This window comes from Rhodococcus sp. MEB064 (assembly GCF_000834565.1).
GTDB lineage: Bacteria > Actinomycetota > Actinomycetes > Mycobacteriales > Mycobacteriaceae > Rhodococcoides.
Genome location: NZ_JXQS01000036.1, coordinates 40,870 through 66,254, shown reverse-complemented (window position 1 = coordinate 66,254; position 25,385 = coordinate 40,870). Strand labels below are relative to the sequence as shown.

Sequence of the window (25,385 nt, the reverse complement as noted above, 5' to 3'; positions counted from 1 at the left end):
CGGAGGTAGTACATGACCGACCATGTCTTCTACTCGTGGTCCGCTCAGGCGGAGTTGAATCCGATCACGATCGCGGGTGCGTCGGGGTCGTACTTCTGGGACGACAAGGGCACGCGATACCTGGACTTCTCCTCGCAGCTGGTCAACGTCAACATCGGCCACCAGCACCCGGACGTCGTGGCCGCGATCGTCGCCCAGGCGCAGGTGTTGACCACGATCTCGCCGACCGTCGCCAACGACAAGCGCAGCGAACTCGCGCGGCTCATCGCCGAGCGCGCTCCGGGGGATCTGAACCGGGTCTTCTTCACGACGGGCGGTGCGGAGGCCGTCGAGCACGCCGTGCGTTTCGCGCGTCAGCACACCGGCCGGACCAAGATGCTGGCCGCCTACCGGTCGTATCACGGTGGCACCGGTGTCGCGATCGGCCTGACCGGGGAGCCGCGCCGGTGGGGAACCGAGCCGACGAACGTCGACGTCGTCCGCTTCTTCGGTCCGTACGCCTATCGCTCACCGTGGAATTCGGCGAGTCCCGAGGAGGAGACCGCGTCGGCTCTGGCCCACCTCGAGATGGTCATCCAGCTCGAGGGCGCGCAGAACATCGCCGGACTGATCCTGGAATCCGTGGTCGGAACCAACGGGGTACTCGTCCCGCCGCCCGGCTACCTCGCAGGGGTGCGCGAGCTGTGCACCCGCTACGGCATCGTCTACATCGCAGACGAGGTCATGGTGGGCTTCGGCCGCACCGGGCACTGGTTCGCATGCCAGGCGTGGGGCGTCGAACCCGATCTGATCACGTTCGCCAAAGGCGTCAACTCGGGATACGTGCCGCTGGGCGGCGTGATCATCTCCGAGGAGATCGCTCAGCGCTACGACCATCTGCCGTACCCGGGAGGTCTGACCTACAGCGGACACGTGCTGGCGTGCGCCGCGGGTATCGCGTCGATCGAGGTGTTCGAGCGTGACGACATCCTGGGGCACGTCCGCGCCGTCGGTGAGAACGTGCTCGGTCCAGGACTGACGAAGCTGGGGGAGAAGCATCCCAGCGTCGGAGAGGTACGCGGGATGGGCTATTTCTGGGCCGTCGAACTGGTGAAGAACCCGTCCACCCGCGAACCGCTGATCCCGTTCAATGCGTCCGGCGCCGACGCGGCTCCCATGGCCGACGTCGTCGCGGCAGCTAAATCTCGCGGACTGTGGCCTTTCGCTGCCGGCAACCGCCTGCAGATCGCCCCACCGCTCATCACCACCGAGGAGGACATCCGCCGCGGGTTGGACATCCTCGACGACGTGCTCGACGTCGCCGACGCGTACGTGGGCGGCTAGAGGACGGCCCCCGGGTTCAGGATTCCCGCAGGGTCGAGCGCGTGCTTGATCCTGCGGGTCAGGTCCATGACGTCCTCGCCCACCTGGGCGGGCAACCATGCCTTCTTCAGCCTGCCCACACCGTGCTCGCCGGTGATGGTGCCGCCCAACGAAATCGCGAGAGTCATGATCTCGCCGAATGCGAGATGAGCCCGTGCCTCCATGTCCGCGTCGTCCGGATCGAACACGATGAGAGGGTGCGTGTTCCCGTCGCCGGCGTGCGCGATCACGGCGACCACCACCTCTCGGGCGTCGGAGATCTTCGCGATTCCTTCGACGAGGTCCGCGAGCGCCGGAAGCGGTACCCCGACGTCCTCGAGGAGCAGGGACCCGGTGCGCTCCACGGCGGGAATTGCGAAACGTCGTGCGGCAGCGAAGGCTTCGCCCTCGTCGGGATCGTAGGTGACGAACACTTCGTCCGACCCGGCCGCTCTGCACGCGTCGGCCATCACTTCGGTTTCCTCGGTGCGGTGGGCGCCGGGGGAGTCCGACCGCGCGATGAGCATTGCGGCGGCCGAGCGGTCCAGACCCATCTTCATCGCGTCCTCGACGGCGTTGATCGCGGTGGAGTCCATGAACTCGAGCATCGCCGGACGCAGAGACCGCGTGATGGTGAGGATGGCGTCGGTGGCGTCGGACAGCTCCGTGAACGTGGCGACGACGGTGCTGGCGGGTGGTTGAGCGGGGATGAGCCGCAGTGTGACCTCGGTGATGACTCCCAGGACGCCCTCGCTGCCGACGAACAGTTTGGTCAACGACAGCCCTGCGGAGTCCTTGAGCCTCGGGCCCCCCAGGTTCACGACGGTGCCGTCGGCCAGCACTACTTCGAGTCCGAGGATGTAGTCGGTGGTCACGCCGTACTTCACACAGCAGAGGCCACCGGCGTTCGTGGCGGCGTTGCCGCCGATCGAACACATCTCGAACGACGACGGGTCGGGTGGGTACCACAGGCCGTGTTCGGCGGCGGCAGCCTTGACTTCGGCGTTCAGCAGCCCCGGCTGGACGACCGCCGTGCGGGTCACCGCGTCGACGGTGATGTCGCGCATCGCCTCGGTGCTGAGCACGATGCCGCCGTCGACTGCCGTCGCACCTCCGGACAGGCCGGACCCCGCACCGCGAGGGACGACGGGAACCGAGTGCTCGGTCGCCCACAGCATGACGGCGCGGACGTCGGCGGTGCTGGTGGCGCGCACGACTGCCAGAGGCGTCCCGGCATCGGGGTCGCGCGCCCAGTCCTGGCGATATCCGGCCATGATGTCGGGGTCGGTGACGACGGCGGACGCTCCCACCGCGTCCACCAGGGAACTCACGAGATCGTCGATGGTCTCCACCTCTTCCGGCCGTGCGTCGGTGCATCTTCGATCGACGCTACTCCGACGTCGTCGACGAGCAGTCCGGGATCACTCGAAGTTGTTCCTGCAGAACCGGATCCACGGCGGTGATGCCGGGACGAGACCGTTCCGACGCTATTCCCATCAGTCACATGAGCCACTCTGTTATCAGATCGTGCCCCGATGGGTGGTCACAAGGGGACTTCGGAGGATTAGCGTCCGCAGAACGGTGATCGACAGTTCGGCCGGCACCGAGGGGGCGAGAAGGAGGCACTCATGGCACTGTCACACAGCTCGAAGCCTGCATCGACGACGTCGAAGTCGGTCACGAAGAACACACCGTTCGACTGCGCGGCGGCGCTGTTCTCCTACGATTTCGTCGCCGCCGGAGTCGACTACGACACTCTCGAATCGCTCCACCGCGGGGAGGTCGTCGAATGGATCGCCGCCCTCCGACGATCCGGCCTCTTCACCGATCCGGAGATGGACGCCGTCGCCCGCGCGTGGACGGAGAACCCGGCGCTGCTCCTCGATGCGCTGCTTCGCGACGCCGACGAGATGACTGTTCGACGCTGTCGCCTCGCGTGGGCGTCGATGGACCGTCTGGCGCCTTTCCAGTTCTCCGGGCCGGCCTCCGGCCTTCCCTCCATGCCGATCGCCCACAGCGGGTGATCACACCACCTCGGTGATGTCGCCGTCCGTGACGTAGACCTGATCGTCGGTGAGAGTGCGGACTGTCCGACCCGCCGCCCGACATGACGCGGCCATGGCCCCGGCTGCGCCGTCGGGGTCGAGCGCATCCGACTCCCAGTGCGGAACCAGGATCTCCTCGATGACACCGAGGCCGTCCCACAGCACGTCCTCGCCCGTGGTCGGCCGAACCTCCTCCGGAGGATCCGCGTACTCGACACCACGCAGGGTCGGGCCCATCACACACGCGCCCGCGCTGTAGCCGCCGTACACGAGGGCGTCCCGCTCGAGAAGTCGAACCAGCGCCTCGTCGGCGCCGGACGACGCCATCCGCCGACGCAGGACGAACGTGTTCCCTCCCCGAACCCACACTGCCGGGAAGGCTTCGAGAACCTCTCCGCACGTGCTGGGCTCGAGCTCCCGGAGGTCGACCTCGACCGGGAGGAACCCGGCCGACCGCAGCAGTGTGAACTCACTGGTCACCGCCGACGCTCGCGCAGCAGCCGGCCAGGAATCCGCGGCATTGGCGATCACGGCGATGCGCCCGGGTCCGTCGGTGAGGGACAGGAACCGGTCGCGGTGGGCACCGAAGCGGTACGAGGCGAGGAACAGTCGCATCTTTCGAGACGGTACCCCTGCTGTACCAGCGGCCCTAGTGTGGAAAACATGACCACGAAGAAGATCATGGATTCCCCGCGACGCTTCGTCGCGGACGCCGCCCGCGCCGCAGCGGCACGCGCCGCGGATCTGAGGTGGGTGCCGAATCCCGGTTTCTTCGTACGGCATACACCGATCCCGCACGGTCAGGTGGTGTTGATCTCCGGGGGCGGTTCCGGACACGAACCCTTGCATGCCGGATTCGTCGGAGAGGGAATGCTGGCCGGCGCCTGCCCGGGGCTGATCTTCACCTCGCCCAACGCTCTGCAGATCCGTGCTGCGACGGCGGCCGTGAATGCGGGTGGTGGAGTTCTCCACATCGTCAAGAACTACACCGGTGACGTCGTGAACTTCTCCATCGCGGCGGACTTCGCCGCCGACGACGGCATCGATGTCGAGACGGTGATCGTGGCCGACGACGTCGCGACCGAATCCGACGACGGTCCCGGTCGACGAGGCACGGCGGCGACCATCGCCGTCGAGAAGGTCTGCGGTGCCGCCGCGGCGCGCGGTGACACGCTCGCGGAGGTGGCGAGATGGGGCCGTACCGTCGCCGAGAACTCGCGGAGCATGGCGGCGGCTTTCCGGGCCTGCACCGTACCGGGTGCGGATGGTCCGTCCTTCGAGCTCGGCGACGACGAGGTCGAGATCGGCGTCGGTATCCACGGAGAGCGTGGGACGGGCCGCGTGTCCACGCCGTCGGCGAGCGAACTGGCGGCGACCCTGATCGATCCCGTCATGGACTCTCTCGGAGTCGCGGACGGCGCGGAGGTCATCGTGATCGTCAACGGGCTCGGCGCCACACACCCGCTCGAACTCGACGTGTTGTTCGGCGATGCGGCGGACTACCTGCAGAGCAAGGGGATACGCGTCCGACGTGCACTGGTGGGGACGTTCGTCACCGCCTACGACATGGCGGGAGCATCCATCACGGTCGTCGTGTGCACCGAGGAGATGCTGGAGCTGTGGGACGCACCGACCGCCGCCCCGGGGTGGCCCAACTCGCCCGCCGGTGACTTCGCGGGCATGCCGGATGCAGCCGAAGACGTCGCCGCCCTGGACTACTCGGACGACACGCCTCCGGAGGCCCACGTCACCGCGTGGGCGTCGGCGTTCACCGGGCGGGTACTCGACCGGATCGACGAGCTCACCGAACTCGACCGCAGGGCCGGCGACGGCGACTTCGGGGCCAACATGCGCGCCGCTCTCGACGCGGTCGCGATCAGCGACACGGATTCACCGTCAGCGGTCTTCCGACGCATCGCCGACGGCTTCCTGGGAAGTGCCGGCGGCACGTCGGGCGCGCTGTTCGGTGTGTGGTTCCACCAGTTCGACGTTGCTCTGTCCACCGCGGGTGTCACGACCGACGCCCTCGCCGACGCTGCTCGCGACGGAATGCGCGCCATCGTCGATCTCGGCGGCGCAGCGCCCGGTGACAAGACGATGATCGACGCCATCGAGCCGGCTGCCCGTGCGTTGGACTCGGCTCGCGGGCGCAGTCCGGCGGAGGCCCTGCGTCTCGCGGCCGATGCTGCACGTGAGGGAGCGGAGTCGACAGCCGACCTGGTGGGACGCCGCGGACGCGCCAGCTACATCGGTGACGCAGCTCGCGGTGTCACGGACCCGGGTGCACTCGTCGTCGCGTGGTTGTTCGAGGACGGCGCATCCTGCTTCGAGCAGTGACGGCAGAGCGCCTAGTTCTCGTGCGCCAACGCCTCGCGCACCACCCGAGCGACCTCGTCGAGTTCGTGCGGCCGTCGGGTGAGTAGTTGGGCGGCGAATCTGAGCTTGTCGCCGTTCCACCGCGGCACCACGTGCATGTGATGGTGGAACACCGTCTGCATCGCTGCCCGGCCGTCGTTGACCAGGAGGTTGACGCCGTCCGCGCCGATCGACGACCGGCGCAGGGCCCCCGCGATCCGTCGTCCGGCGGAGAACACGGCGTCGGCGGACGGTGCGTCGAGATCGGCGAGGCCGGACGAATGGATACGGGGAACCACCAGTGTGTGGCCGCGGGCGAGAGGCCTGATGTCGAGGAACGCCACGACTGCGTCGTCCTCGTACACCCGAGCGGCCGGAGAAAGCCCGGCGACGATGTCGCAGAACACGCAGTCGGTCATCGCGTCGTCTCCGTGACGGCAGCGACCAGCGCCGGCAACGAGTCGGCGGCACTCGCGCGCCACACGTGATGGGCCATGTCCGACACCGCCGTCTCCTCCGGATTGACCTCGACGACGACGGCGCCCGCACTGCGGGCCTGAGCCGGCAGGCCAGCGAACGGGTAGACCACGCCCGAGGTGCCGACGACAAGCACCACCTCCGCGGCCTCCACGGACGCCGCCACCGCAGCCCACTCCGCCTCGGGCAGTGGCTCACCGAACCACACGACGCCCGGACGCACCGGACTCCCGCAGACGGCGCAGGACGGCGGCGGTATGCGCTCCTCGCCGTCGGCGACGTCGTCGAGAGGATCGAGATACGGCGCCTCGCAGATCGAACACCGCACGGCGGCAAGGGTTCCGTGAACGTGAGCGAGCACGGTGGAACCCGCCCTCTCGTGCAGGTCGTCGACGTTCTGCGTCGCGATGTCCACGCGGGTTCCGGGCGGTGCGTCGAGCTGCCACCGTGCCAGGGCGCGGTGGCCCGCATTCGGCTCCGCCGCAGCGACCAGCTGCGCGCGCCGGCGGTACCAGGCCCACACCAGATCGGGATCCCTGGTGAACGCGTCCGGACTGGCGAGTTCCTCCGGGTCGTAGCGCGCCCACAACCCCGTCTGCGCGTCGCGGAACGTCGGCACGCCGGACTGCGCGGACATACCCGCACCCGTCAGAACGGTGATGGTGGTGGCATCGCGGACGGCGTCCAGTACCGCGGTGGGTACGGACGACGCGGATGATTCGGTGGTCATGGTCCGAGTGTGCCAAGTCGCACCGACAGGGGCAGTCCGTTATGACCTCGGACTCACATTCGACCGCGACGCATCCGATGTCTGTGTCGTGCGTTACCTTGCGGTGAGGCCCACCCGGCCGACATCAGGATCCTTCGTGGGAGCGAACAGCGTCACGACGTGGTCGAACTCGGCATCGAACAGCTCGACGGCACCGTCCTGCGTACCCGGACGTGCCGCATTCACAGGAAGTGCATCGCTGGTGGAAAATTCTCGAGAAGCAGGGCCGCTCGTGGGCGTCGTGCGCGAGACGAACGAGGGGGAGCGCCGGGTGGCGCTCGTTCCGAAGGTCGTCTCCGCACTCACGGCCAAGGGCGTACGCGTGGTGGTGGAAGCAGGTGCCGGGCTCGGCGCGCTCATCCCCGATCAGCTGTACGTCGATGCGGGCGCGAGCATCGGTGACCCGTACAGCGCGGACATCGTGGCGAAGGTGGCGCCGCCGTCGTCTGCGGAGGTGCGCAAGCTGCGTCGCGGATCGACGCTCGTCGGCTTCCTCGCGCCGCGCAATGCGGACACGATCATTCCCGAGTTGACGGCTGCGGGCGTGCAGGCGTTTGCGGTGGAAGCGATTCCGCGTATCTCCCGTGCACAGGTGATGGATGCGTTGTCCTCGCAGGCCAACGTCGCCGGCTACAAGGCTGTGTTGCTCGCGGCGTCGGAGTCGACGCGGTTCTTCCCGATGCTGACCACCGCGGCGGGCACGGTGAAGCCGGCGACGGTGCTGGTGCTCGGTGTGGGTGTGGCGGGGTTGCAGGCGTTGGCGACGGCGAAGCGTCTCGGTGGCCGCGCCACCGGGTACGACGTGCGTCCCGAGGTGGCGGATCAGGTGCGCTCGGTCGGTGCGCAGTGGCTGGATCTGGGGATCGACGCTGCCGGTGAGGGCGGGTATGCCCGTGAGCTCACCGAGGACGAGCGTGCGCAGCAGCAGGCGGCGCTGGAGAAGGCGATCTCGACGTTCGACGTCGTCATCACCACCGCCCTGGTGCCGGGGCGTCCGGCGCCGAAGCTGGTCACCGCCGCGGCGGCTGCCGGGATGAAGCCGGGCAGTGTCGTCGTCGACCTCGCGGGGGAGACCGGTGGCAACTGCGAGCTGACCGAGCCGGGTCGCACGGTGGTGAAGAACGACGTCATCATCGCCTCGCCGCTGAATCTGCCGGCGACGATGCCCGAGCACGCGAGTGAGCTCTACTCCAAGAACATCTCGGCGCTGATCGAGTTGATGCTCGACGAGAACGGTGCGTTCGCGCCCGACTTCTCCGACGAGGTCCTCGCGAAGTCGTGCGTGACGCGCACGGCCGATACGACCGTGAAGGCGGATGCCTGATGTACACGTCCCTGCTCGCGAACATCGCGATCCTGGTGTTGGCCGGCTTCGTCGGTTTCGCCGTCATCTCGAAGGTCCCGAACACGCTGCACACGCCGCTGATGTCGGGCACCAACGCCATCCACGGCATCGTCGTGCTCGGCGCCCTCATCGTCTTGGGCAGGCTGCCCGAGGACGCGCCGTGGGGCGTGCGGATCATCGCGTTCGTCGCGTTGATCTTCGGCACGCTCAACGTGGTCGGTGGGTTCCTGGTGACCGACCGCATGCTCGGCATGTTCAAGGGCAAGAAGGCGCCTGCTGCTGTGGAGAAGGGTGCTGATTCCTGATGAACAATCTCGTCAACATCCTCTACATCGTGGCGTTCGCCATGTTCATCTACGGCCTGATGGGTCTGACCGGTCCGAAGACGGCGGTGCGTGGCAACTGGATCGCCGCTGTCGGTATGGGTATCGCTGTGGTGGCGACTCTGATCGAGGTCCGCGACACCGCGGCGATCAACTGGATTCTCATCGCCGCGGGTCTGGCGATCGGTGTCCTGCTGGGTGTCCCGCCGGCCAAGCGCACGAAGATGACGGCGATGCCGCAGCTGGTGGCGTTGTTCAACGGTGTGGGCGGCGGCACGGTCGCGTTGATCGCGTGGTCGGAGTTCATCGAGACCGACGGTTTCTCGGCGTTCAAGCACGGTGAAGAGCCGACGGTGCACATCGTCATCGGGTCACTGTTCGCGGCGGTCATCGGGTCGGTGTCGTTCTGGGGTTCGCTGGTGGCGTTCCTGAAGCTGCAGGAGTTGCTGAACAAGAAGGTGGAGAAGGCGTTCGTGAAGAACGCGCGCATCTTCCAGCTCACCAACATCGTGCTGCTGCTTCTCGCGGTCGCGGTGTCGATTTACATCGGTCTGCGCGCCACCCCGGGCGAGGGCACCTCGCAGTGGTGGATCGTGCTGGTGCTCGTCGCGGCGGCGCTGATGGGCCTGTTCGTGGTGTTCCCGATCGGCGGCGCGGACATGCCGGTGGTGATCTCACTGCTCAATGCGTTGACGGGTCTGTCGGCTGCGGCGGCGGGGTTGGCGCTGAACAACACGGCGATGATCGTGGCGGGCATGATCGTCGGCGCGTCCGGCACCATCCTGACCAACCTGATGGCGACGGCGATGAACCGGTCGATCCCGGCGATCGTGTTCGGGTCGTTCGGTGGAGGCGGCGGCGCCGCGGTGGGTGGCCCCGACGATGCCGGCGGCACGGTGAAGTCCACCTCGGCGGCGGATGCGGCGATCCAGATGGCGTACGCCTCGCAGGTGATCGTGGTGCCCGGGTACGGTCTCGCGGTCGCGCAGGCTCAGCACGCGGTCAAGGACATGGCGTCGATCCTCGAGAGCAAGGGTGTCGAGGTGAAATACGCGATCCATCCGGTGGCCGGGCGCATGCCGGGTCACATGAACGTGTTGCTCGCAGAGGCAGACGTCGAGTACGAGGCGATGAAGGAGATGGACGACATCAACGGGGAGTTCTCCCGCACCGATGTCACCCTCGTCATCGGCGCGAACGACGTCACCAACCCGGCGGCGCGCAACGATCCGAGTTCGCCGATCCACGGAATGCCGATCCTGAACGTGGACGAGTCGCGGTCGGTGATCGTGCTCAAGCGGTCGATGAGCTCCGGGTACGCCGGTATCGACAATCCGCTCTTCACGGCGGACCGCACGTCGATGCTCTTCGGGGATGCCAAGAAGTCGGTCAACGCCGTCATCGAGGAACTCAAAGCCCTCTGACGGCTACCCGCCCACACCGCCCTGGTGTTCCGACGTCGCTCAGTCGCGTCGGAGCATCAGGGCTGCTGTGTCGAGAGGGTTCTTCCGCTCACGGGCGGCGGCGAGCGGTGAATGAGCCATGACAACCCCGGCCACGCCCCACCACAGGCCGACCACCATGAGCGACCCCACGATTCCGATGACGGTCGACCCCGCGGTGACGAACGCGGCCAGGGCCACCGCGGCGACGAGTGCGGCGCCGAGGCCGAGTACGGCGGGTCGCACAGCGCCCGGTACCACCAGTGCGGCGGAGGCGATCACCGCTGCGGCCGCCACGAGTCGGCCGTCGGGAAGTGCCGACGTCGGGATGTGATCGACCAGCCACGTCCGTCCGGCGGCCGCGGTGAGCGTGGCGCCGAGGGACAGGGTGAGGACGGCACCGATGCCGTACGGCAGTTTCCGCACGACTGCGACCACCGCCAACGCCGCGAGCAGCACCAGCACGGTGGTGACGTCGATGACGTCCAGGAGGGTGCTCGACGGTCCGTAGAGGGCTTCGAGCGTCGCCGACGCCGGCGTGTACCGAACACCGACGAACGGCACCACTGCGTACAGGATCACGAGAGCGGCCAGGCAGGCTCCCGCCAGTGCCCACCACCGCGGGGTCACGCGTCGAACCGCCAGGACGATCTGTTGCGTATCGGTACTCACGGCTCCCCATGATGGCGCACGAGGCTGGCAGATTCCTGTGACCCGGCGCAGTGGTTCCGGTGCGGCGCGTCAGCCTGCGAGAACCGTGTCGACTCCCGTGAGGATCCGATCGACGTCCGGAAGGTGATGTCGCTCGAGGCGCGCCGGTGGGTACGGAACGTGGAAGCCGGTGACCCGTTGGACAGGTGCCTCGAGGGAGTAGAAGCATTCCTGCGACACCTGCGCGGAGATCTCGGCGGCGACACCCAGGTATCCGGTGTCCTCCTGCACGACCACCAGGCGACCCGTCCGACGCACCGACGCGCACACCGTGTCGGTGTCCAGCGGCGACAACGACCGGAGGTCGATCACCTCGAGGCTGTGGCCCTCCTGCGCGGCGACGTCGGCGGCCTTGAGGGCCGTCTGCACCATCGATCCGTAGGCCACCACCGTCGCGTCGGTGCCGGTGCGGCACACGCGAGCGGCGCTCAGAGGCAGATCGGGCGCATCGGTCGCCCACTCGCCCTTGTCCCAGTACCGGCGCTTGGGCTCGAGGAACACGACCGGATCCTCCGAGTGCACGGCCTGCTGGATCATCCAGTAGGCATCGTGAGGCGTGCTCGGGCTGACCACCCGCAAGCCGGCCGTATGGGCGAAATACGCCTCGGGCGACTCGGAGTGATGTTCCACCGCTCCGATGCCGCCGCCGAAAGGAATGCGGATGACCATCGGAGCGCCGACGAGTCCGGCAGTGCGATACCGGATCTTGGCCACCTGGGACACGATCTGGTCGAAGGCGGGGTAGACGAACCCGTCGAACTGGATCTCCACGACGGGGCGGTAGCCACGGAGCGCCATCCCGAACGCGGTGCCCACCATGCCGGACTCGGCGAGAGGCATGTCGAGTACGCGCTGGTCGCCGAAGTCTTTCTGCAGTCTGTCGGTCACGCGGAACACACCGCCGAGCTTGCCGATGTCGAGGCCCATCAGCACGACCTTGTCGTCGGCCTCGAGGCATGCACGCAGACCTGCGTTGATCGCACCACCGAGGGTGCCCTTGACGTGGAGATCGGACGACGCGGTGGTCGCGCCGGCGCGGGAGAGGGTTCCGGTGGTCATCGCAGTGTCTCCTTCTGGCGGTCCACCACAGCGTGTGGTTCGGCGTAGACGTGGTCGAGCAGGGTGGACGACTCCGGATCGACGGCGGAGATCGTGGCGGAGCGCAGCCGGGCGGCGACGTCGTCCGCGGTCGCCGCGATGTCCTCGCGCACGGACGGTGTCAGGGCGCCCTCGCGGGTGAGCAGTCTGTCGAGGCGGTCCAACGGATCGCGCGCCGCCCACACGTCGCGCTCGGCGTCCGCGCGGTACCGCGTCGGATCGTCGGACGTGGTGTGCGGGCCCATGCGGTAGGTCATCGCCTCGATGAACGTGGGGCCACCGCCGGTGCGGGCTCGGTGCGCGGCGGCGCGCGTCACCGCGAGGACGGCGAGGGCGTCGTTGCCGTCGACACGCAGGGCGGGCATGCCGAAGCCGGCGGCACGGGACGCGAGCGGGAGCGGGCTCTGGAGCGCGACGGGCTCGCTGATGGCCCAGTGGTTGTTCTGGCAGAAGAACACGACTCCGGCTCCGAACGACACCGAGAACGACAGCGCCTCCGAGATGTCGCCTTCGCTGGTAGCGCCGTCGCCGAAGTAGGCGACAGTGGCGATCTCGGCACCGTCGAGCCGCGCTGCCATGGCGTAGCCGGTGGCGTGCAACCCCTGCGCGCCGACGATGATCGCCGGGTTGGTGATGTTGTACTCGTCGGGGTCCCATCCGGAGTGCGCAGTACCGCGCCACAGTGCGGTGAGCTTCTCCACCGGCACGCCTCGGCAGTACGCCACCGCGTGCTCTCGGTAGCTCGTGAAGATGTAGTCGTCGGCGGTGACGGCGTGGGCGGAGCCCACCTGGGCTGCTTCCTGACCCAGCAGCGGTGCCCACAGTCCCAGTTCGCCTTGACGCTGCAGCGCGGTCGCCTCGGTGTCGATGCGGCGCGCGACCACCATGTCGCGGTACATGTCGAGCATGTGGGCGGCGTCGACGTCGGCGACGAGTCGCCAGTGCTCGGGGTCGTGCACTCGTCGGCCGTCGGGCTGGACGAGTTGCACGGGATGCGCGATGCGATCGCCCCGCGGTGATGTGTCCGATCGGGTCATGGTCTTCCTCTCCGCCGGTGCGCGGACCTCGTCGTGAGAGGAGGGCGCACAGTGTGGACGAGCCGTGTGTGGCTCACCTCACAGCATGCTCGCCTGACCGCATTGCGCAAGTGACACCTGCGAGAGTGAGCAACTCGCTCGGTGGATGCCTCACCGACACGCACAGAACGAGCAGGATGGGCGTCGGGTGACGGTGTCGGACGGTCATGCGTAGCGGTTCCCGGCCGGTTGGCCTCGCGGAGGACGGGGAACAGCAGAGCATGTCCTCTCCGGCTCCGCTCTGGGTGTTCGCCGATCAACTCGGGCCCCACGTCCACTCGTCCGAGGAGATGGTGGACCGCGACGTCGTCATCATCGAGTCCGCACGCGCGTTGGGACGTCGACGGGGTCATCGGCAGAAGGCCCATCTGTTGCTCAGTGGTATGCGGCACCTCGCCGAGGAGCTCGGCGACCGCGCCACGTACATCCGTGCCGACACCTATCGCGAGGGCCTCGCCCGCGTCGGGCGCCCGGTCGTCGTCCACGAACCGACGTCGCGGCGTGCGGAGGCCTTCGTCCGTCGTCTGGCCGACGAGGGCCTGGTCGAGGAGATCGCGCCGACTCCGACATTCGCCCTGTCCCGTGCGGACTTCGCCGACTGGGCGGGCGGCAAGAAGTCGTTCCTGATGGAGAACTTCTACCGAGAGCAGCGTCGCCGGTTCGACATCCTGATGGACGGCGAGAATCCGGTGAGCGGCACCTGGAACCTCGATGCGGAGAACAGGGAGAAGCCGCCGAAGAAGCGGACGACCCTCGGTGTTCCCGAGCCGTGGTGGCCCGAGGAGGACGACATCGACGCCGGCGTGCGCAAGGATCTCGACGCCATGGACGTCGACTGGTCCGGGGAGGACGGACCGCGTCTCTTCGCCGTCACCACAGCCGAGGCGGCGTCGGCGCTGGAGACCTTCGTGGCCACCCGTCTCGCCACGTTCGGTCCCTACGAGGACGCGGTGATGGCCGCGGACTGGTCCATGTCGCACTCTTTGCTGTCGGTGCCGTTCAACCTCGGTGTGCTGCACCCGTTGGACGCGGCGCGCGCCGCCGAGCAGGCCTACCGGGACGGGACGGCACCGCTGGCGAGCGTCGAGGGGTTCGTACGCCAGATCCTCGGGTGGCGCGAGTACGTGTGGCACCTCTACTGGCATCTGGGCGAGGACTACATGCGCACGAACGCGCTCGACGCCGACACCCCGCTGCCCGGATGGTTCCAGACCCTCGACGCGGAGGAGGTCACCGCGGCGTGCCTGTCCGACGCCCTCGCCGGCGTGCACGATCGCGGGTGGGTGCACCACATCCCGCGCCTGATGATCCTGGGAAACCATGCGCTGCAACGTGGGTACGACCCGCGGGCGCTCACCCGGTGGTTCACCGAACACTTCGTCGACGGGTACGAGTGGGTGATGCCCGTCAACGTCTTCGGCATGAGTCAGCACGCCGACGGGGGAGTGATCGCGACCAAGCCGTACACGTCCGGCGGCGCGTACATCGACCGGATGACCGATCACTGCAAGGGCTGCGCGTTCGATCCGAAGAAGCGGGTGGGCGAGGACGCATGCCCGTTCACGGCGGGGTACTGGGCCTTCACGCACAAGCACCGCGAGCGGTTGGCGAAGAACATGCGCACGCGTCGCGCGGTCAGTTCGATGGACCGGCTCGGCGACATCGACGAGATCGTGGAACAGGAACGCACACGGACCCACTTCTGAACTCGAGGTCGACCTCGAGTTCGTGGACCCTGCGGGCCCGCCGCCGACCCCGCATGCCTACTATCTGAATGATGCGGGTCACAGACAAGGTCGCCATCGTCACGGGAGGTGGCGCCGGAATCGGTGCCGCCCTCTCCACTGCTCTGGTCGAGGCCGGGAACTCGGTCCTGGTCGCCGATCTCGATGCCGCGGCCGCCGATGCGGTCGCCGCGCGACTGGGGGAGCGGTGCATCGCCGTCGGCGGCGATGTCGCCGACGACGCGGTGATCGCCCTGATGATCGAGCGGGTCGAGGAGGCGTTCGGGCCCCTCGACATCTACATCGCCAATGCCGGGACGACGGCAGGGATGGGGCTCGACAGCACCGACGCCGCCTGGGACACCGCGCTGTCGGTCAACGTGCTCGCCCATGTGCGCGCTGCGCGCGTGGTGATCCCGCGGTGGATCGAGCGCGGGACGCACGGCTACTTCCTGTCCACCGCGTCCGCGGCGGGGCTGCTCACCCAGATCGGATCGGCCACCTACTCGGTGTCCAAGCACGCGGCCGTCGGCTTCGCCGAATGGCTGTCGGTCACCTACGGCGACAAAGGTATCGCGGTGAGCTGCCTGTGCCCGATGGGCGTCAACACGGCACTCCTGAACTCGGGCTTCGACAGTGACGCCGAGGGTGCCTCGGTGGCGGCGTCCGCCGTGACCGGCGCCGGCACCGTCCTCGAACCGGAGGACGTCGCTCGCATCGTCCTCGAGGCGATGGAGACCGAGAAGTTCCTCGTTCTCCCGCACCCCGAGGTGCTCACGTTCTACTCGCACAAGAGTGCCGACTACGACCGGTGGATCGCCGGGATGCGTCGGTACCGGACCTCTCTCGAGACGGCCGCACGGCCAGGACAGGATCGCTGACATGGATTTCGCGTACTCGGATCGGTGCAAGGACTACCAGCAGCGCCTGCTGGCGTTCATGGACGAGAAGGTCTATCCGGCGGAGGCGGTCTACGCCCAGCAGATCCTGGAATCGGGTGATCCGCACTTCCAGCCGCCGATCCTCGAAGAACTCAAGGCCGACGCGAAGTCTCGCGGCCTGTGGAACCTCTTCCACCCGGATCCCGCCTACGGCCCCGGTCTGACCAACGCCGAGTACGCGCCTCTCGCGGAGATCATGGGCCGCAGCCCCGCGATCGCGCCCGAGGCCTGCAACTGCGCCGCGCCGGACACCGGCAACATGGAGGTGTTCACCCGCTTCGGCACGGACGAGCACAAGGAGAAGTGGCTCGCCCCGTTGCTCGAGGGCACCATCCGCTCGGCCTTCGCCATGACGGAGCCCGATGTCGCCAGCTCCGACGCGACGAACATCGCGATGTCCATGGTGGCCGACGGCGAGGACTGGATCCTGAACGGCCGCAAGTGGTGGACATCCAATGCCCTGCACCAGAACTGCAAGGTGCTGATCGTCATGGGTAAGACGGCGCCCGAGGCGTCGACGTACGAGCAGCAGTCGATGATGGTCGTCCCGCTCGACACTCCCGGCGTCACCGTCCTGCGCGGTCTGCCGGTGTTCGGCTACCAGGACCGCGAGGGTCACGCCGAGGTCCTGTTCGAGAACGTCCGCGTCCCCGGCAAGGACGTGCTCGCCGGACCGGGTGCCGGCTTCATGATCGGCCAGGCACGACTGGGCCCCGGCCGCATCCACCACTGCATGCGTGCGATCGGAATGGCCGAGCGCGCACTGGAACTCATGTGTGACCGTGCGTCGTCACGCGTGGCGTTCGGCAAGCCGATCGCGGCGCAGGCGAACATCCAGGACTGGATCGCCGAAGCCCGCATCGACATCGAGATGGCGCGCCTCCTCACGCTCAAGGCCGCCTGGATGATGGACGAGTTCAGCAACAAGGAAGCGCGCGTGGAGATCGCGGCCATCAAGGTAGCCGCACCCGCGATGGCCCTGAAGATCGTCGACCGCGCCATCCAGGTCCACGGCGGCGGCGGTGTCTCCGACGACTTCCCGCTCGCCAGCATGTACGCCCACCTGCGGACGCTGCGTCTCGCCGACGGTCCGGACGAGGTGCACAAGCGGACCATCGCGCGCACCGAACTCGCGCCGTACCGCAAGGTCGACAAGTGAGCACCGGAACCACACCGGGCCTCGACGACGGTGCGGTGACGGCCTGGATGGAAAGCCTCGACATCGGGGCCTCGGGGCCACTGACCTTCGAGCGCATCGGCAACGGGCAGTCCAACCTGACGTTCGCCGTCGGCGATGCTGCCGGTGGTCGGTGGGTGCTGCGGCGTCCGCCGCTGGGCACGCTGCTGGCGTCGGCGCACGACGTCGCTCGCGAGTACCGCATCCTGTCGGCCTTGCAGCAGACCGCCGTTCCGGTGCCGACGACGATCGCGCTGACCGACGATCCAGCGGTCACCGATGCGCCCCTGGTCCTGATGAGTCATGTGGACGGGTTGGTGATCGACAGCCCGACCGTCGCGGAGACGCTGTCGCAGGCACGTCGTCGGACAATCGGTGAGGCCATGCCCGCCACGCTCGGCAAGATCCACGCGGTCGATCTCGACAGCACCGGCCTCACCGATCTGGCGAGTCACAAGCCCTACGCTGCACGGCAATTGAAGCGATGGTCGTCGCAGTGGGCGCAGTCGAAGACGCGGGACGTCCCGGACATCGAACGCCTGGCCACCGCGCTCGCGAATTCGGCTCCGGAGCAGACCGAGGTCTCGCTGGTGCACGGCGACTTCCATCTGAGCAACATCATCACCAGCGGAGTCGGTGAGAGCAGCGTGGACGACGCGATCGTCGCGGTGGTCGACTGGGAACTGTGCACGCTCGGTGATCCTCTGGCGGATGTCGGTGCGTTGCTGGCCTATTGGTCGCAGTCGGACGACGGCGCGGCGGGTCTGTTCATGTCCTCGACTCTCCCCGGGTTCCCGTCGCGCGACGATCTGGTGGAGATCTACGCACGGACCACGGGGCGCGACGTGTCGTCCGTGGGGTACTGGCACACGTTGGCGCTGTGGAAGCTGTCGATCATCGCCGAGGGCGTCATGCGTCGAGCCATCGAGGACGAGCGCAACCGGGCACGTGACGGCTCGCCGACCACGGACCTGGTCGACGGCATCATCGCACGGGCGGTGTCGACGGCGGAGTCGGCCGGGATCCTCTGATACTCATCGGCGTGCGCGCCAGACCGATGCGGACGACGAGTCCGAGAACGAGGGCCCAGAACGCCGATCCGATCCCGGCGATGCCGACGCCCGACGCTGCCACCACGAAGGTGATGGCAGCAGGGAGGCGTTCGGCCTCGTCGCCGAGTGCTGCAGCGAGCGACGCCGCCAGCGTGGCCAGCAAGGCCAGTCCGGCAACGGTTTCGACGATGCCGGCCGGGGCCATCGCGACGAGGGTGGCCAGTGCTGCGGACGCGACCGCCAGGACGAGATAGGACGCGCCGGCGGACACCGCCGCGATCCATCGACGATCCTTGTCCGGGTGGGCGTCCGGCGCGGCCGCCAAGGCGGCACTGATCGCCGCGAGGTTGACTGCGTGCACACCGGCCGGCGCCGTGACGGCCGTACCGAGGCCCGTGACGGTCATCGCCGCTCGCCACGGCACGGTGTATCCGAACGAGGCCATGACAGCCGTGCCCGGGATGTTCTGCGACGCCATCGTCACGATGTAGAGCGGCAGAGCGATGCCGACGAGCGCCTGCCACGTCCAGGTGGGTGCGACGAGGTCGAGGCTCGGCAGCAATGATCGGGCGTCCACCGCGCTGCCGTTCGTGATCAACGAGATCCCGATGACGACAGCGGCCACGGCGAATGCCGCCGGGACCGCCCACCGCGGTGACAGGCGCAGGAAGACGATCCACGTGAGCACGACGGGCGCGACCGCTGCAGGATTGTCCGCCAGGGCGCGCACGGGCTCGACGCACAGCGGCAGGATGACGCCGGCCAGCATCGCCTGCGCCAGCGGTACGGGGATGGACGCGATGACGCGTCCGAGGCCGGACCACACGCCGGTCAGCACGATGGCGAGGCCGACGGTGACGAATGCACCCACGGCTGCGGGCCACCCGCCGACGACCGCGCCCGTGCCCGCCAGCAGGGCGGCACCGGGTGTCGACCACGCGAGCGTGATCGGAATGCGGTAGCGCAGTGCGAGACCGGTGATCCCCAGCGCCATCACCAGAGACATGGCGAAGAGCCCGGACGCGGCCTGCGCCTCGCTGGCACCCACGGATCGGAGGCCGGTGAGGACGACCGCGAAGGAACTGGTGAACCCGACGAGCGCGGTGACCACCCCCGCGCCGATCGGGACCGCGAGGGACACCCGCCCCGGCTCGGTCACCGCCCGAGCGCCTCGACGACCGTGCGGATCTCGGCGGGGACCGGTACCGGGCGCCGGGTCACCGCGTCGACGTACACGTGCACGAACCGGCCCACGGCCGCCGGAGTGAGACCGTCGTCGTCGACACGGAAGATGCTCAGCGAGTACACGATCGAGGTGTTCCCGAGCCGCTCGACGGCGATACCCACCTGCAGGTCGTCGGGAAAGCTCAGCTGGCTGAGGAATGTGCAGGAGGTTTCGGCCACCACACCGATCGCCGGAAGGGCGCGGATGTCGAGGCCGGTGCTCTTCATGAGCCACCCGTTCACCGCGGTGTCGAAGTACGAGTAATAAGTGACGTTGTTGACGTGCCCGTAGTGGTCGTTGTCCTCCCAGCGGGTGGCCACGGGCCACAGGACGGGACAGTCGGCTGCAGACGGAACGGCGCTCTCGCTCATGGGGTGAGGATTCCATCCCCGTGCGCCTTTCGCGTATCCCAGGGTGCGCAAAAGGCGCGCGCGTCATGGCCACGGTAGTAAGTTGGACGGGACCAGTCCGTACCGCTCGCGCAGACAATCCGGGAGTACACGCCGTGGTGATGCCCGTCCACCTTCGCGACAGTGCCGTGCCCAAGCACGAGCAGCTCCGCACGATCCTGCTGCACCGGTGCACCAAGGAACTCCAGCCCGGCGACCTGATGCCCAGCGAGCGGCGCCTGATGGAGGACTACGGCGTCAGCCGGATCACCGTGCGCGAGGCCATCGGTCAGCTGGTCAACGAAGGCCACGTCGTCCGGGTACGCGGCAAGGGGACGTTCGTCGCCAGCCGCCCGGTCCAGTCCCGCCTCCATCTGGCGTCGTTCTCCGAGGAGATGCGCGCCCAGGGGCTCGAACCGACGACCGTCGTTCTGTTCGCTCGCCTCGAGGACCCGTCCGCCGCGACGGCGCGGGCGCTCAACCTGTCCGACGGTGGCAAGGCGTATCACATCAAACGGCTCCGGCTGGCGGACGGCGAACCGGTCAGCGTCGACGACGGCTGGTTCGACCCGACCGTGCTGCCCGGGCTCGTCGACCTCGATCTCAGCAGGTCGATCTACGACGCCATGTCCTCGCACTACGACGTCACGATCGACCGGGCCGAACAGACGGTCAGCGCCATGGCTGCCGACAACGACACGGCCACGCTCCTCGGCACGAAGCGCGGCGCGCCGGTGCTGTACTTCGACCGTGTCTCCTTCGGCGGCGAGCGTCCGGTCGAGCACACCGAGAGCTGGTACCGCTGCGACAGATATCAACTCACGATGGAGGTCCAGGGCGGTCGGCGGCCGCAGCGTCGCTGACAGCCCTCGTAGACTCGGGGGGACCGCTCACCCTCTGCAGACCGGAAGGTCCCCCGTGCCCAGTTCCAAGTCGTTGACAGGCCGCACCATCGTCGTGACGGGAGCGAGCGACGGAATCGGCAAGATCGCCGCGAGGACGCTGGCCGGGCGTGGCGCCGACGTGCTGATCGTGGGGCGGTCACCGGAGAAGACTGCCGCTGCAGCGTCCGAGATCGGCGGCCGGTCGTTCGTCGCCGACTTCGCCTCGTTCGACGACGTGCGGCGGGTCGCGGAGGAGATCTCGAACTCCGTCGACCACATCGACGTCCTGCTGAACAACGCGGGCGGAACGTTCGATCCGAAGAATCGCACCGCCGAGGGCCACGAACCGAACGTCCAGATCAATCACCTGTCGCCGTTCCTGCTCACCCACCTGCTCCTCGACCGTCTGGGCGGGAGCGCGGGCAGCCGCATCGTCAACACGTCGTCCGTGGGGAACCTCGGCGGTCGGATCGACTTGCGGGACATCGCGTTCGACGCGTCGTCGCCCGCCGAGTTCCGCGCGTACTGCACCAGCAAACTGATGAACATCGGCTTCACCTACGGCGCCACGGCGCGCTGGGCCGATCGGAACATCACCTCTGTCGCCGTGCATCCCGGCGCTGTGCGCAGCAACTTCGGCCACGACAATGTGCTGTTCCGGCTCATCTACCGCACTCCGCTCAAGTACGCGGTGTCCATCAGCGCCGAGTCCGGTGCCGAGCCATTGGTGGCGCTGGCCGCCGACCGTCCCGACGCCGAGATCTCGGGAATCTACTACAGCCGCAACAGCGCTCGCGGCCGCGTCAACGGGCAGATCGACAAGCCGGGAATCGTCGACGGCCTGTGGACGGAGTCCGAAAAGCTGGTCGGCCTCGCCTGAGTGCCTGAGCGCCTGAGCGCCGTTCAGAGGGCGTACAGCGTGTCGCCCACCGCGACCGACTCGCCGACGGACGACGTGACGATCGAGTCCGCCGGCGAGTCCATCAGCACGACGGGGCACACGTCGTCGTAGCCGGCGGCGGCGACCGCCGCCGGGTCGTAACGCACCACGACGTCGCCGGCAGTCACGGTGTCCTTCTCTGCCGCAACCAGTTCGAATCCGACGCCCTTCATCTTGACGGTGTCGATACCGACGTGCACCAGGACGCCGCGCTTGTCCGCTGTCATGACCACGAACGCGTGCGGGTGCAGTTTGAGTATGCGGCCGGACACGGGGGAGTGGACGTCGATCATCCCGGTCGCCGGAGCGGGTCTGACGGCGACGCCGGCCCCGACCATCTGGGACGAGAACACCGGATCCGGTACGTCGGCGAGTGAGATGACGGTGCCCGCGAGCGGGCTGCCCACGGCAGTGTCGGTCACAGGATGTCGTCGATGTCCTCGGCGAGGTTGTCGGCCTCGGGTCCGACGATCACCTGCACGGCCGTGCCCTTGTGGAACACGCCATGGGCGCCCGCGGCTTTGAGAGCCGCCTCGTTCACCAACGACCCGTCCTTGACCTCGGTGCGGAGTCTGGTGATGCACGCTTCGATCTCCACGATGTTGCCGGCTCCTCCGAGCCCGGCGACGATGGCCTCCGCCTTGGACATGCAGTGCTCCTTCGGTGAGATGTTCGGGTGGGCGTGCTCACATTCAGCGTTTGACATCAGGCTTCCACCTGGTCAAACTACAACTGGTTATGACCGGACAGTACCCGTGACGGAACCGGTCCACAACATTCGACGAGAAGAAGGTTGCCATGGCCGGCAAAACTGCCTCCGAATCACCGACAGCAACTCCCCCGCAGAAGGATTCCCGCGCCCTCGCAGGGCTGCAGCGCTTCGGTCGCAGCCTCATGCTGCCCATCGCAGTGCTTCCCGCAGCCGGCATCCTGCTCCGAATCGGTCAGCCCGACCTCCTCGGTCGCTTCGCACCACTCGAGACCACGGCCTCCGTGATCTCGGCGGCCGGCCAGGCGGTCTTCACCTGGTTGCCCCTCATCTTCGCAGTCGGCATCGCGATCGGCTGGGCGAAGAAGGCGGACGGCTCCACGGCCCTGGCCGCAGTCGTCGGATACATGGTGGTGGACGGCGTGTTCACGGCCATGTCCCCGGTCGTGCTCGACGGTGAGGTGGACGCGAACGGCGACCCCGCCGTCATCGACTACGGCGTGCTCGCCGGCATCGTCATCGGTCTGCTGTCCGCCATGTTGTGGCAACGCTTCTACCGTCAGAAGCTGCCCGACTACCTCGGATTCTTCAGCGGTCGGCGCCTCGTTCCCATTCTCACCGCCGTCACGGGTCTCGTTGTCGCCGTGATCATGTCGTTCATCTACCCGCTGTTCTACAGCGCGCTGAACTGGGTGGGCAACACAGTCGCCGACCATTCGGTGGTCGGCAGCGGTATCTACGGATTCGCCAACCGGATGCTCATCCCCACCGGTCTGCACCACATCCTCAACTCGGTCGTCTGGTTCCTGGTGGGCGACTACACCGACGCGAGCGGCCAGATCGTCCGAGGCGACCTGAACCGCTTCTTCGCCGGGGATCCCAGCGCCGGAGTCTTCATGACCGGCTTCTTCCCCATCATGATGTTCGCGCTCCCTGCCGCGGCGTTCGCGATCTACCGCAACGCCAAGCCGTCGCAGAAGAAGCTCGTCGGCGGCATCATGCTCTCCACCGGTCTCACCGCGTTCGTCACCGGCATCACCGAACCGCTCGAGTACTCGTTCATGTTCGTCGCCTGGCCGTTGTACATCGTGCACGCGGTGCTCACGGGAACGTCGATGGCGCTGACCAACGCCCTCGGTATCCATGACGGCTTCTTCTTCTCCGCGGGCGGTATCGACTACCTGCTCAACTACGGAATCGCCACCAAGGCATGGCTTCTGATCCCGATCGGCCTCGTCTACGCGGTCATCTACTACGTCCTCTTCAGCTTCGTCATCAAGAAGTGGAACCTGCGCACACCCGGCCGGGAGGACGACGTCACCCTGGACGACACCGCCACGGCCCCCACCGCCAAGCCCGTCGCCGACGGCACCCCCGACGCGCCGACCGGTACCGACACCGCGTGATCCGGCATCTGCGCGGCCGGGTCGTGACGGTCGATGCCGTCCTCGACGACGGCATCGTGGAACTGGACGGCGAGCGCATCTCCTGGGTGGGCGACGCCGCGGCCCGCCCCGATCTGTCCGTGCCGCGGTCGAAGTCGACGATCCTGCCGGGCATGGTCGACCTCCATTGCCACGGCGGCGGTGGAGCGAGCTTTCCCGATGCGACCGGCGCTACCGTCGGCGCGGCAGTAGCGCATCATCGTCGCAGCGGAACGACGACGATGCTCGCGTCCCTGGTGTCCGCGCCCGCCGAGGTGTTGGTACGCCAGGCCTCGATGCTGGCGCAGGTGTGGCGCGAGGGCGAGATCGCGGGAATCCACCTCGAGGGACCGTTCCTTGCTGTGAGCCGCTGTGGTGCACAGGATCCCGCGTCGATCGTTCCCGGCGACCCCGAGCTGTTCGACGCGGTGGTGGACGCTGGCGGTGGAGCGGTGCGGTCGATGACCGCGGCGCCGGAGACTGCGAACATGTCAGCGCTCGCCCGGGCGATGGAGCGGGCGGACGTGCGCCTCGGCGTCGGTCATACCGAGGCGGATGCGGCCACCGTGCGGTCGACGATCTCGTCGTTCGGCGCGCCGGTCAGCGCGACGCACTTGTTCAACGGCATGCCGCCGCTTCACCATCGTGCGCCCGGCCCGGTCGCCGCGTGCCTGGCCGCGGCGGCGCGCGGGGAGATGGTCGTCGAATTGATCGGCGACGGCGTGCATCTCGACGCGGACACCGTGTCGATGGTGGTCGACCTGGTCGGTCCGGACGCCGTCGTTTTCGTGTCCGACGCGATGGCGGCCGCGGGTATGGACGACGGTGCGTATCGCCTGGGGGCACTGGACGTGACGGTGGCCGGCGGGGTCGCGAGGTTGTCCGAGGGCGGCGCGATCGCCGGCGGGACGTCGACCGTGCTGGACATCGTTCGCCGCGCCGTGGCGGAGTCGGGTATCGACCTGGTGTCCGCGGTGAGAATGGGATCGACGACACCCGCAGCGTTCCTGGGGCTCGGAGACAGCGTCGGACGGCTCGCCGCCGGGTGGCGCGCCGACGTGCTGGTCACCGACGGTCAGCTGATCCCCACCGATGTCTACCGAGCAGGTCATCTCGAAGGAGGCGAGCCGAATGGAGATCGTCATCCGTGACGACGCGGATGCGGTGCACCGGACCGTGGCGGACATTCTCGACCGACGGGTACGCGGCGGTCCCGCGGTTCTGGGTCTCGCCACGGGGTCCACGCCGTTGGGCACCTATCGCGAACTGGGACGGCGATGCCGCGAGGAGGGATTGTCGTTCGCGCAGTGCCGCGCCTTCCTCCTCGACGAGTACGTCGGTCTGCCGGCGGAGCATCCGCAGTCCTACCGGTCGGTGATCCGGGACGAGTTCGTCGCCGAGGTGGACATCGATCCGGAATCGATCGACGGTCCGGACGGCGAAGCGTCGGACATCGCCGCCGAGGCCGCACGGTACGACGCCGCCATCGCAGCGGCGGGGGGTGTCGACGTCCAGCTGTTGGGCATCGGGACCGACGGGCACATCGGATTCAACGAGCCGGGCTCGTCCCTGGTCTCGCGCACGCGCGTCAAGACGCTCACCGAGCAGACCCGACAGGACAACGCACGGTTCTTCTCGTCGCCGGCCGAGGTACCGCATCACGTGATGACGCAGGGTCTGGGCACGATCCTCCAGGCCCGCCACCTGGTACTGATCGCGTTGGGCGAGGGTAAGGCGTCCGCGCTCGCCGATGCGGTGGAAGGTCCGCTGGCCGCGTTCTGTCCGGCTTCGGTGGTACAGATGCACGCCCACGTCACGGTCGTCGTGGACGAGGGCGCGGCGTCCGGGCTCAGGCTCGGTGACTACTACCGGTACGCATTGTCGGAGAAGCCCACATGGCAGCACTTCTGATCGGAGTGGGCGCCGCCTCCTAGAGTG

Annotated in this window: 27 protein-coding genes; 15 read left to right on the top strand and 12 right to left on the bottom strand. The window is 68.0% G+C overall.

Annotated elements, in window-relative coordinates; genetic code table 11:
* Positions 1-12: 12 nt before the first annotated feature.
* The gene (locus tag RU01_RS15955) at positions 13-1,323 is read left to right on the top strand and encodes an aspartate aminotransferase family protein (RefSeq protein WP_042575542.1); all 1,311 of its coding nucleotides are present in this window, start codon (positions 13-15) and stop codon (positions 1,321-1,323) included.
* On the opposite strand, the gene RU01_RS15950 is transcribed toward RU01_RS15955, so the two are convergent.
* On the bottom strand, positions 1,320-2,615 hold the full coding sequence (locus tag RU01_RS15950; RefSeq protein WP_156148959.1) for an FAD-linked oxidase C-terminal domain-containing protein: 1,296 nt from the start codon (positions 2,613-2,615) through the stop codon (positions 1,320-1,322). The genes RU01_RS15955 and RU01_RS15950 overlap by 4 nt on opposite strands.
* 354 nt (positions 2,616-2,969) lie before the next feature.
* Here RU01_RS15950 and RU01_RS15945 point away from each other — a divergent pair, with 354 nt between their 5' ends.
* A complete protein-coding gene (locus tag RU01_RS15945) occupies positions 2,970-3,365 on the top strand; it encodes a hypothetical protein (RefSeq protein WP_231568737.1) in 396 nt (131 codons plus the stop codon).
* Here the strand turns inward: RU01_RS15945 and RU01_RS15940 are convergent, their stop codons facing one another.
* Positions 3,366-4,001 (bottom strand): Type 1 glutamine amidotransferase-like domain-containing protein, encoded by a 636-nt coding sequence (locus RU01_RS15940; protein ID WP_042575541.1) that lies wholly within the window; start codon positions 3,999-4,001, stop codon positions 3,366-3,368.
* A 48-nt stretch (positions 4,002-4,049) separates the two neighbouring features.
* Here RU01_RS15940 and RU01_RS15935 point away from each other — a divergent pair, with 48 nt between their 5' ends.
* Positions 4,050-5,723: a dihydroxyacetone kinase family protein gene (locus RU01_RS15935; protein ID WP_042575634.1), complete on the top strand. Its 1,674-nt coding sequence runs from the start codon at positions 4,050-4,052 to the stop codon at positions 5,721-5,723.
* Positions 5,724-5,734: 11 nt separating this feature from the next.
* On the opposite strand, the gene RU01_RS15930 is transcribed toward RU01_RS15935, so the two are convergent.
* The 3 genes from RU01_RS15930 to RU01_RS23470 all read right to left on the bottom strand — a co-directional run bounded on the left by RU01_RS15930 (position 5,735) and on the right by RU01_RS23470 (position 7,173).
* Positions 5,735-6,160, bottom strand: coding sequence for an HIT family protein (locus RU01_RS15930; protein ID WP_042575540.1), 426 nt, complete (start codon positions 6,158-6,160; stop codon positions 5,735-5,737).
* Positions 6,157-6,948 carry an SIR2 family NAD-dependent protein deacylase gene (locus RU01_RS15925; RefSeq protein WP_042575539.1) on the bottom strand — a complete coding sequence of 264 codons (792 nt, stop codon included), beginning with the start codon at positions 6,946-6,948 and terminating at the stop codon, positions 6,157-6,159. The genes RU01_RS15930 and RU01_RS15925 overlap by 4 nt, the downstream gene beginning before the upstream one ends.
* Positions 6,949-7,041: 93 nt before the next feature.
* On the bottom strand, positions 7,042-7,173 hold the full coding sequence (locus RU01_RS23470; RefSeq protein ID WP_268793336.1) for a hypothetical protein: 132 nt from the start codon (positions 7,171-7,173) through the stop codon (positions 7,042-7,044).
* A 13-nt stretch (positions 7,174-7,186) separates the two neighbouring features.
* Between RU01_RS23470 and RU01_RS15920 the strand changes: the two genes are divergently transcribed.
* The 3 genes from RU01_RS15920 to RU01_RS15910 are packed head-to-tail and all read left to right on the top strand — an operon-like array spanning position 7,187 to position 10,079.
* Complete coding sequence (locus RU01_RS15920; protein WP_042575633.1) at positions 7,187-8,311, top strand: NAD(P) transhydrogenase subunit alpha; 1,125 nt, start codon at positions 7,187-7,189, stop codon at positions 8,309-8,311.
* Positions 8,311-8,637: an NAD(P) transhydrogenase subunit alpha gene (locus RU01_RS15915; RefSeq protein ID WP_042575538.1), complete on the top strand. Its 327-nt coding sequence runs from the start codon at positions 8,311-8,313 to the stop codon at positions 8,635-8,637. The genes RU01_RS15920 and RU01_RS15915 overlap by 1 nt, the downstream gene beginning before the upstream one ends.
* Positions 8,637-10,079: an NAD(P)(+) transhydrogenase (Re/Si-specific) subunit beta gene (locus tag RU01_RS15910; RefSeq protein ID WP_042575537.1), complete on the top strand. Its 1,443-nt coding sequence runs from the start codon at positions 8,637-8,639 to the stop codon at positions 10,077-10,079. The genes RU01_RS15915 and RU01_RS15910 overlap by 1 nt, the downstream gene beginning before the upstream one ends.
* Before the next feature lie 39 nt (positions 10,080-10,118).
* Here RU01_RS15910 and RU01_RS15905 read toward each other — a convergent pair whose 3' ends face one another.
* The 3 genes from RU01_RS15905 to pdhA form a co-directional block, all read right to left on the bottom strand.
* Positions 10,119-10,769: a hypothetical protein gene (locus RU01_RS15905; protein ID WP_042575536.1), complete on the bottom strand. Its 651-nt coding sequence runs from the start codon at positions 10,767-10,769 to the stop codon at positions 10,119-10,121.
* A gap of 69 nt (positions 10,770-10,838) precedes the next feature.
* Positions 10,839-11,867: an alpha-ketoacid dehydrogenase subunit beta gene (locus tag RU01_RS15900; RefSeq protein ID WP_082043164.1), complete on the bottom strand. Its 1,029-nt coding sequence runs from the start codon at positions 11,865-11,867 to the stop codon at positions 10,839-10,841.
* The gene (pdhA, locus tag RU01_RS15895) at positions 11,864-12,943 is read right to left on the bottom strand and encodes a pyruvate dehydrogenase (acetyl-transferring) E1 component subunit alpha (RefSeq protein ID WP_042575535.1); all 1,080 of its coding nucleotides are present in this window, start codon (positions 12,941-12,943) and stop codon (positions 11,864-11,866) included. Before pdhA ends, RU01_RS15900 begins: the two co-directional genes overlap by 4 nt.
* Positions 12,944-13,203: 260 nt before the next feature.
* On the opposite strand from pdhA, the gene RU01_RS15890 reads away from it, so the two are divergent.
* The 4 genes from RU01_RS15890 to RU01_RS15875 all read left to right on the top strand — a co-directional run bounded on the left by RU01_RS15890 (position 13,204) and on the right by RU01_RS15875 (position 17,855).
* Positions 13,204-14,688, top strand: coding sequence for a cryptochrome/photolyase family protein (locus RU01_RS15890; RefSeq protein WP_042575534.1), 1,485 nt, complete (start codon positions 13,204-13,206; stop codon positions 14,686-14,688).
* 71 nt (positions 14,689-14,759) lie between these two features.
* Positions 14,760-15,587, top strand: a complete 828-nt coding sequence (locus RU01_RS15885; RefSeq protein WP_042575631.1) for an SDR family oxidoreductase — start codon at positions 14,760-14,762, stop codon at positions 15,585-15,587.
* A gap of 1 nt (position 15,588) precedes the next feature.
* Positions 15,589-16,806, top strand: a complete 1,218-nt coding sequence (locus RU01_RS15880; RefSeq protein ID WP_042575533.1) for an acyl-CoA dehydrogenase family protein — start codon at positions 15,589-15,591, stop codon at positions 16,804-16,806.
* Positions 16,807-16,853: 47 nt separating this feature from the next.
* Positions 16,854-17,855 carry a phosphotransferase family protein gene (locus RU01_RS15875; RefSeq protein ID WP_042575630.1) on the top strand — a complete coding sequence of 334 codons (1,002 nt, stop codon included), beginning with the start codon at positions 16,854-16,856 and terminating at the stop codon, positions 17,853-17,855.
* Here the strand turns inward: RU01_RS15875 and RU01_RS15870 are convergent.
* Both RU01_RS15870 and RU01_RS15865 read right to left on the bottom strand, forming a co-directional pair.
* Positions 17,809-19,035, bottom strand: a complete 1,227-nt coding sequence (locus tag RU01_RS15870) for a benzoate/H(+) symporter BenE family transporter (RefSeq protein WP_042575532.1) — start codon at positions 19,033-19,035, stop codon at positions 17,809-17,811. The genes RU01_RS15875 and RU01_RS15870 overlap by 47 nt on opposite strands.
* A complete protein-coding gene (locus tag RU01_RS15865; protein ID WP_042575531.1) occupies positions 19,032-19,472 on the bottom strand; it encodes an acyl-CoA thioesterase in 441 nt (146 codons plus the stop codon). The genes RU01_RS15870 and RU01_RS15865 overlap by 4 nt, the downstream gene beginning before the upstream one ends.
* 137 nt (positions 19,473-19,609) lie before the next feature.
* Between RU01_RS15865 and RU01_RS15860 the strand changes: the two genes are divergently transcribed.
* Complete coding sequence (locus tag RU01_RS15860; RefSeq protein WP_042575629.1) at positions 19,610-20,353, top strand: GntR family transcriptional regulator; 744 nt, start codon at positions 19,610-19,612, stop codon at positions 20,351-20,353.
* Positions 20,354-20,408: 55 nt separating this feature from the next.
* Positions 20,409-21,254, top strand: coding sequence for an SDR family NAD(P)-dependent oxidoreductase (locus RU01_RS15855; RefSeq protein ID WP_231568736.1), 846 nt, complete (start codon positions 20,409-20,411; stop codon positions 21,252-21,254).
* A gap of 23 nt (positions 21,255-21,277) precedes the next feature.
* On the opposite strand, the gene RU01_RS15850 is transcribed toward RU01_RS15855, so the two are convergent.
* Both RU01_RS15850 and RU01_RS15845 read right to left on the bottom strand, forming a co-directional pair.
* Positions 21,278-21,736 carry a PTS sugar transporter subunit IIA gene (locus RU01_RS15850; RefSeq protein WP_042575530.1) on the bottom strand — a complete coding sequence of 153 codons (459 nt, stop codon included), beginning with the start codon at positions 21,734-21,736 and terminating at the stop codon, positions 21,278-21,280.
* Positions 21,733-21,963 carry a glucose PTS transporter subunit EIIB gene (locus RU01_RS15845; RefSeq protein WP_042575529.1) on the bottom strand — a complete coding sequence of 77 codons (231 nt, stop codon included), beginning with the start codon at positions 21,961-21,963 and terminating at the stop codon, positions 21,733-21,735. The genes RU01_RS15850 and RU01_RS15845 overlap by 4 nt, the downstream gene beginning before the upstream one ends.
* Before the next feature lie 245 nt (positions 21,964-22,208).
* Between RU01_RS15845 and RU01_RS15840 the strand changes: the two genes are divergently transcribed.
* From RU01_RS15840 to nagB, 3 genes are read left to right on the top strand one after another with little or no spacing between them, the layout of a single operon-like run.
* Positions 22,209-23,429: a PTS transporter subunit EIIC gene (locus RU01_RS15840; protein ID WP_082043179.1), complete on the top strand. Its 1,221-nt coding sequence runs from the start codon at positions 22,209-22,211 to the stop codon at positions 23,427-23,429.
* Complete coding sequence (locus RU01_RS15835) at positions 23,426-24,598, top strand: N-acetylglucosamine-6-phosphate deacetylase (protein ID WP_042575528.1); 1,173 nt, start codon at positions 23,426-23,428, stop codon at positions 24,596-24,598. The genes RU01_RS15840 and RU01_RS15835 overlap by 4 nt, the downstream gene beginning before the upstream one ends.
* The gene (gene nagB, locus RU01_RS15830; protein WP_042575527.1) at positions 24,579-25,358 is read left to right on the top strand and encodes a glucosamine-6-phosphate deaminase; all 780 of its coding nucleotides are present in this window, start codon (positions 24,579-24,581) and stop codon (positions 25,356-25,358) included. Before RU01_RS15835 ends, nagB begins: the two co-directional genes overlap by 20 nt.
* Positions 25,359-25,385: the final 27 nt, after the last annotated feature.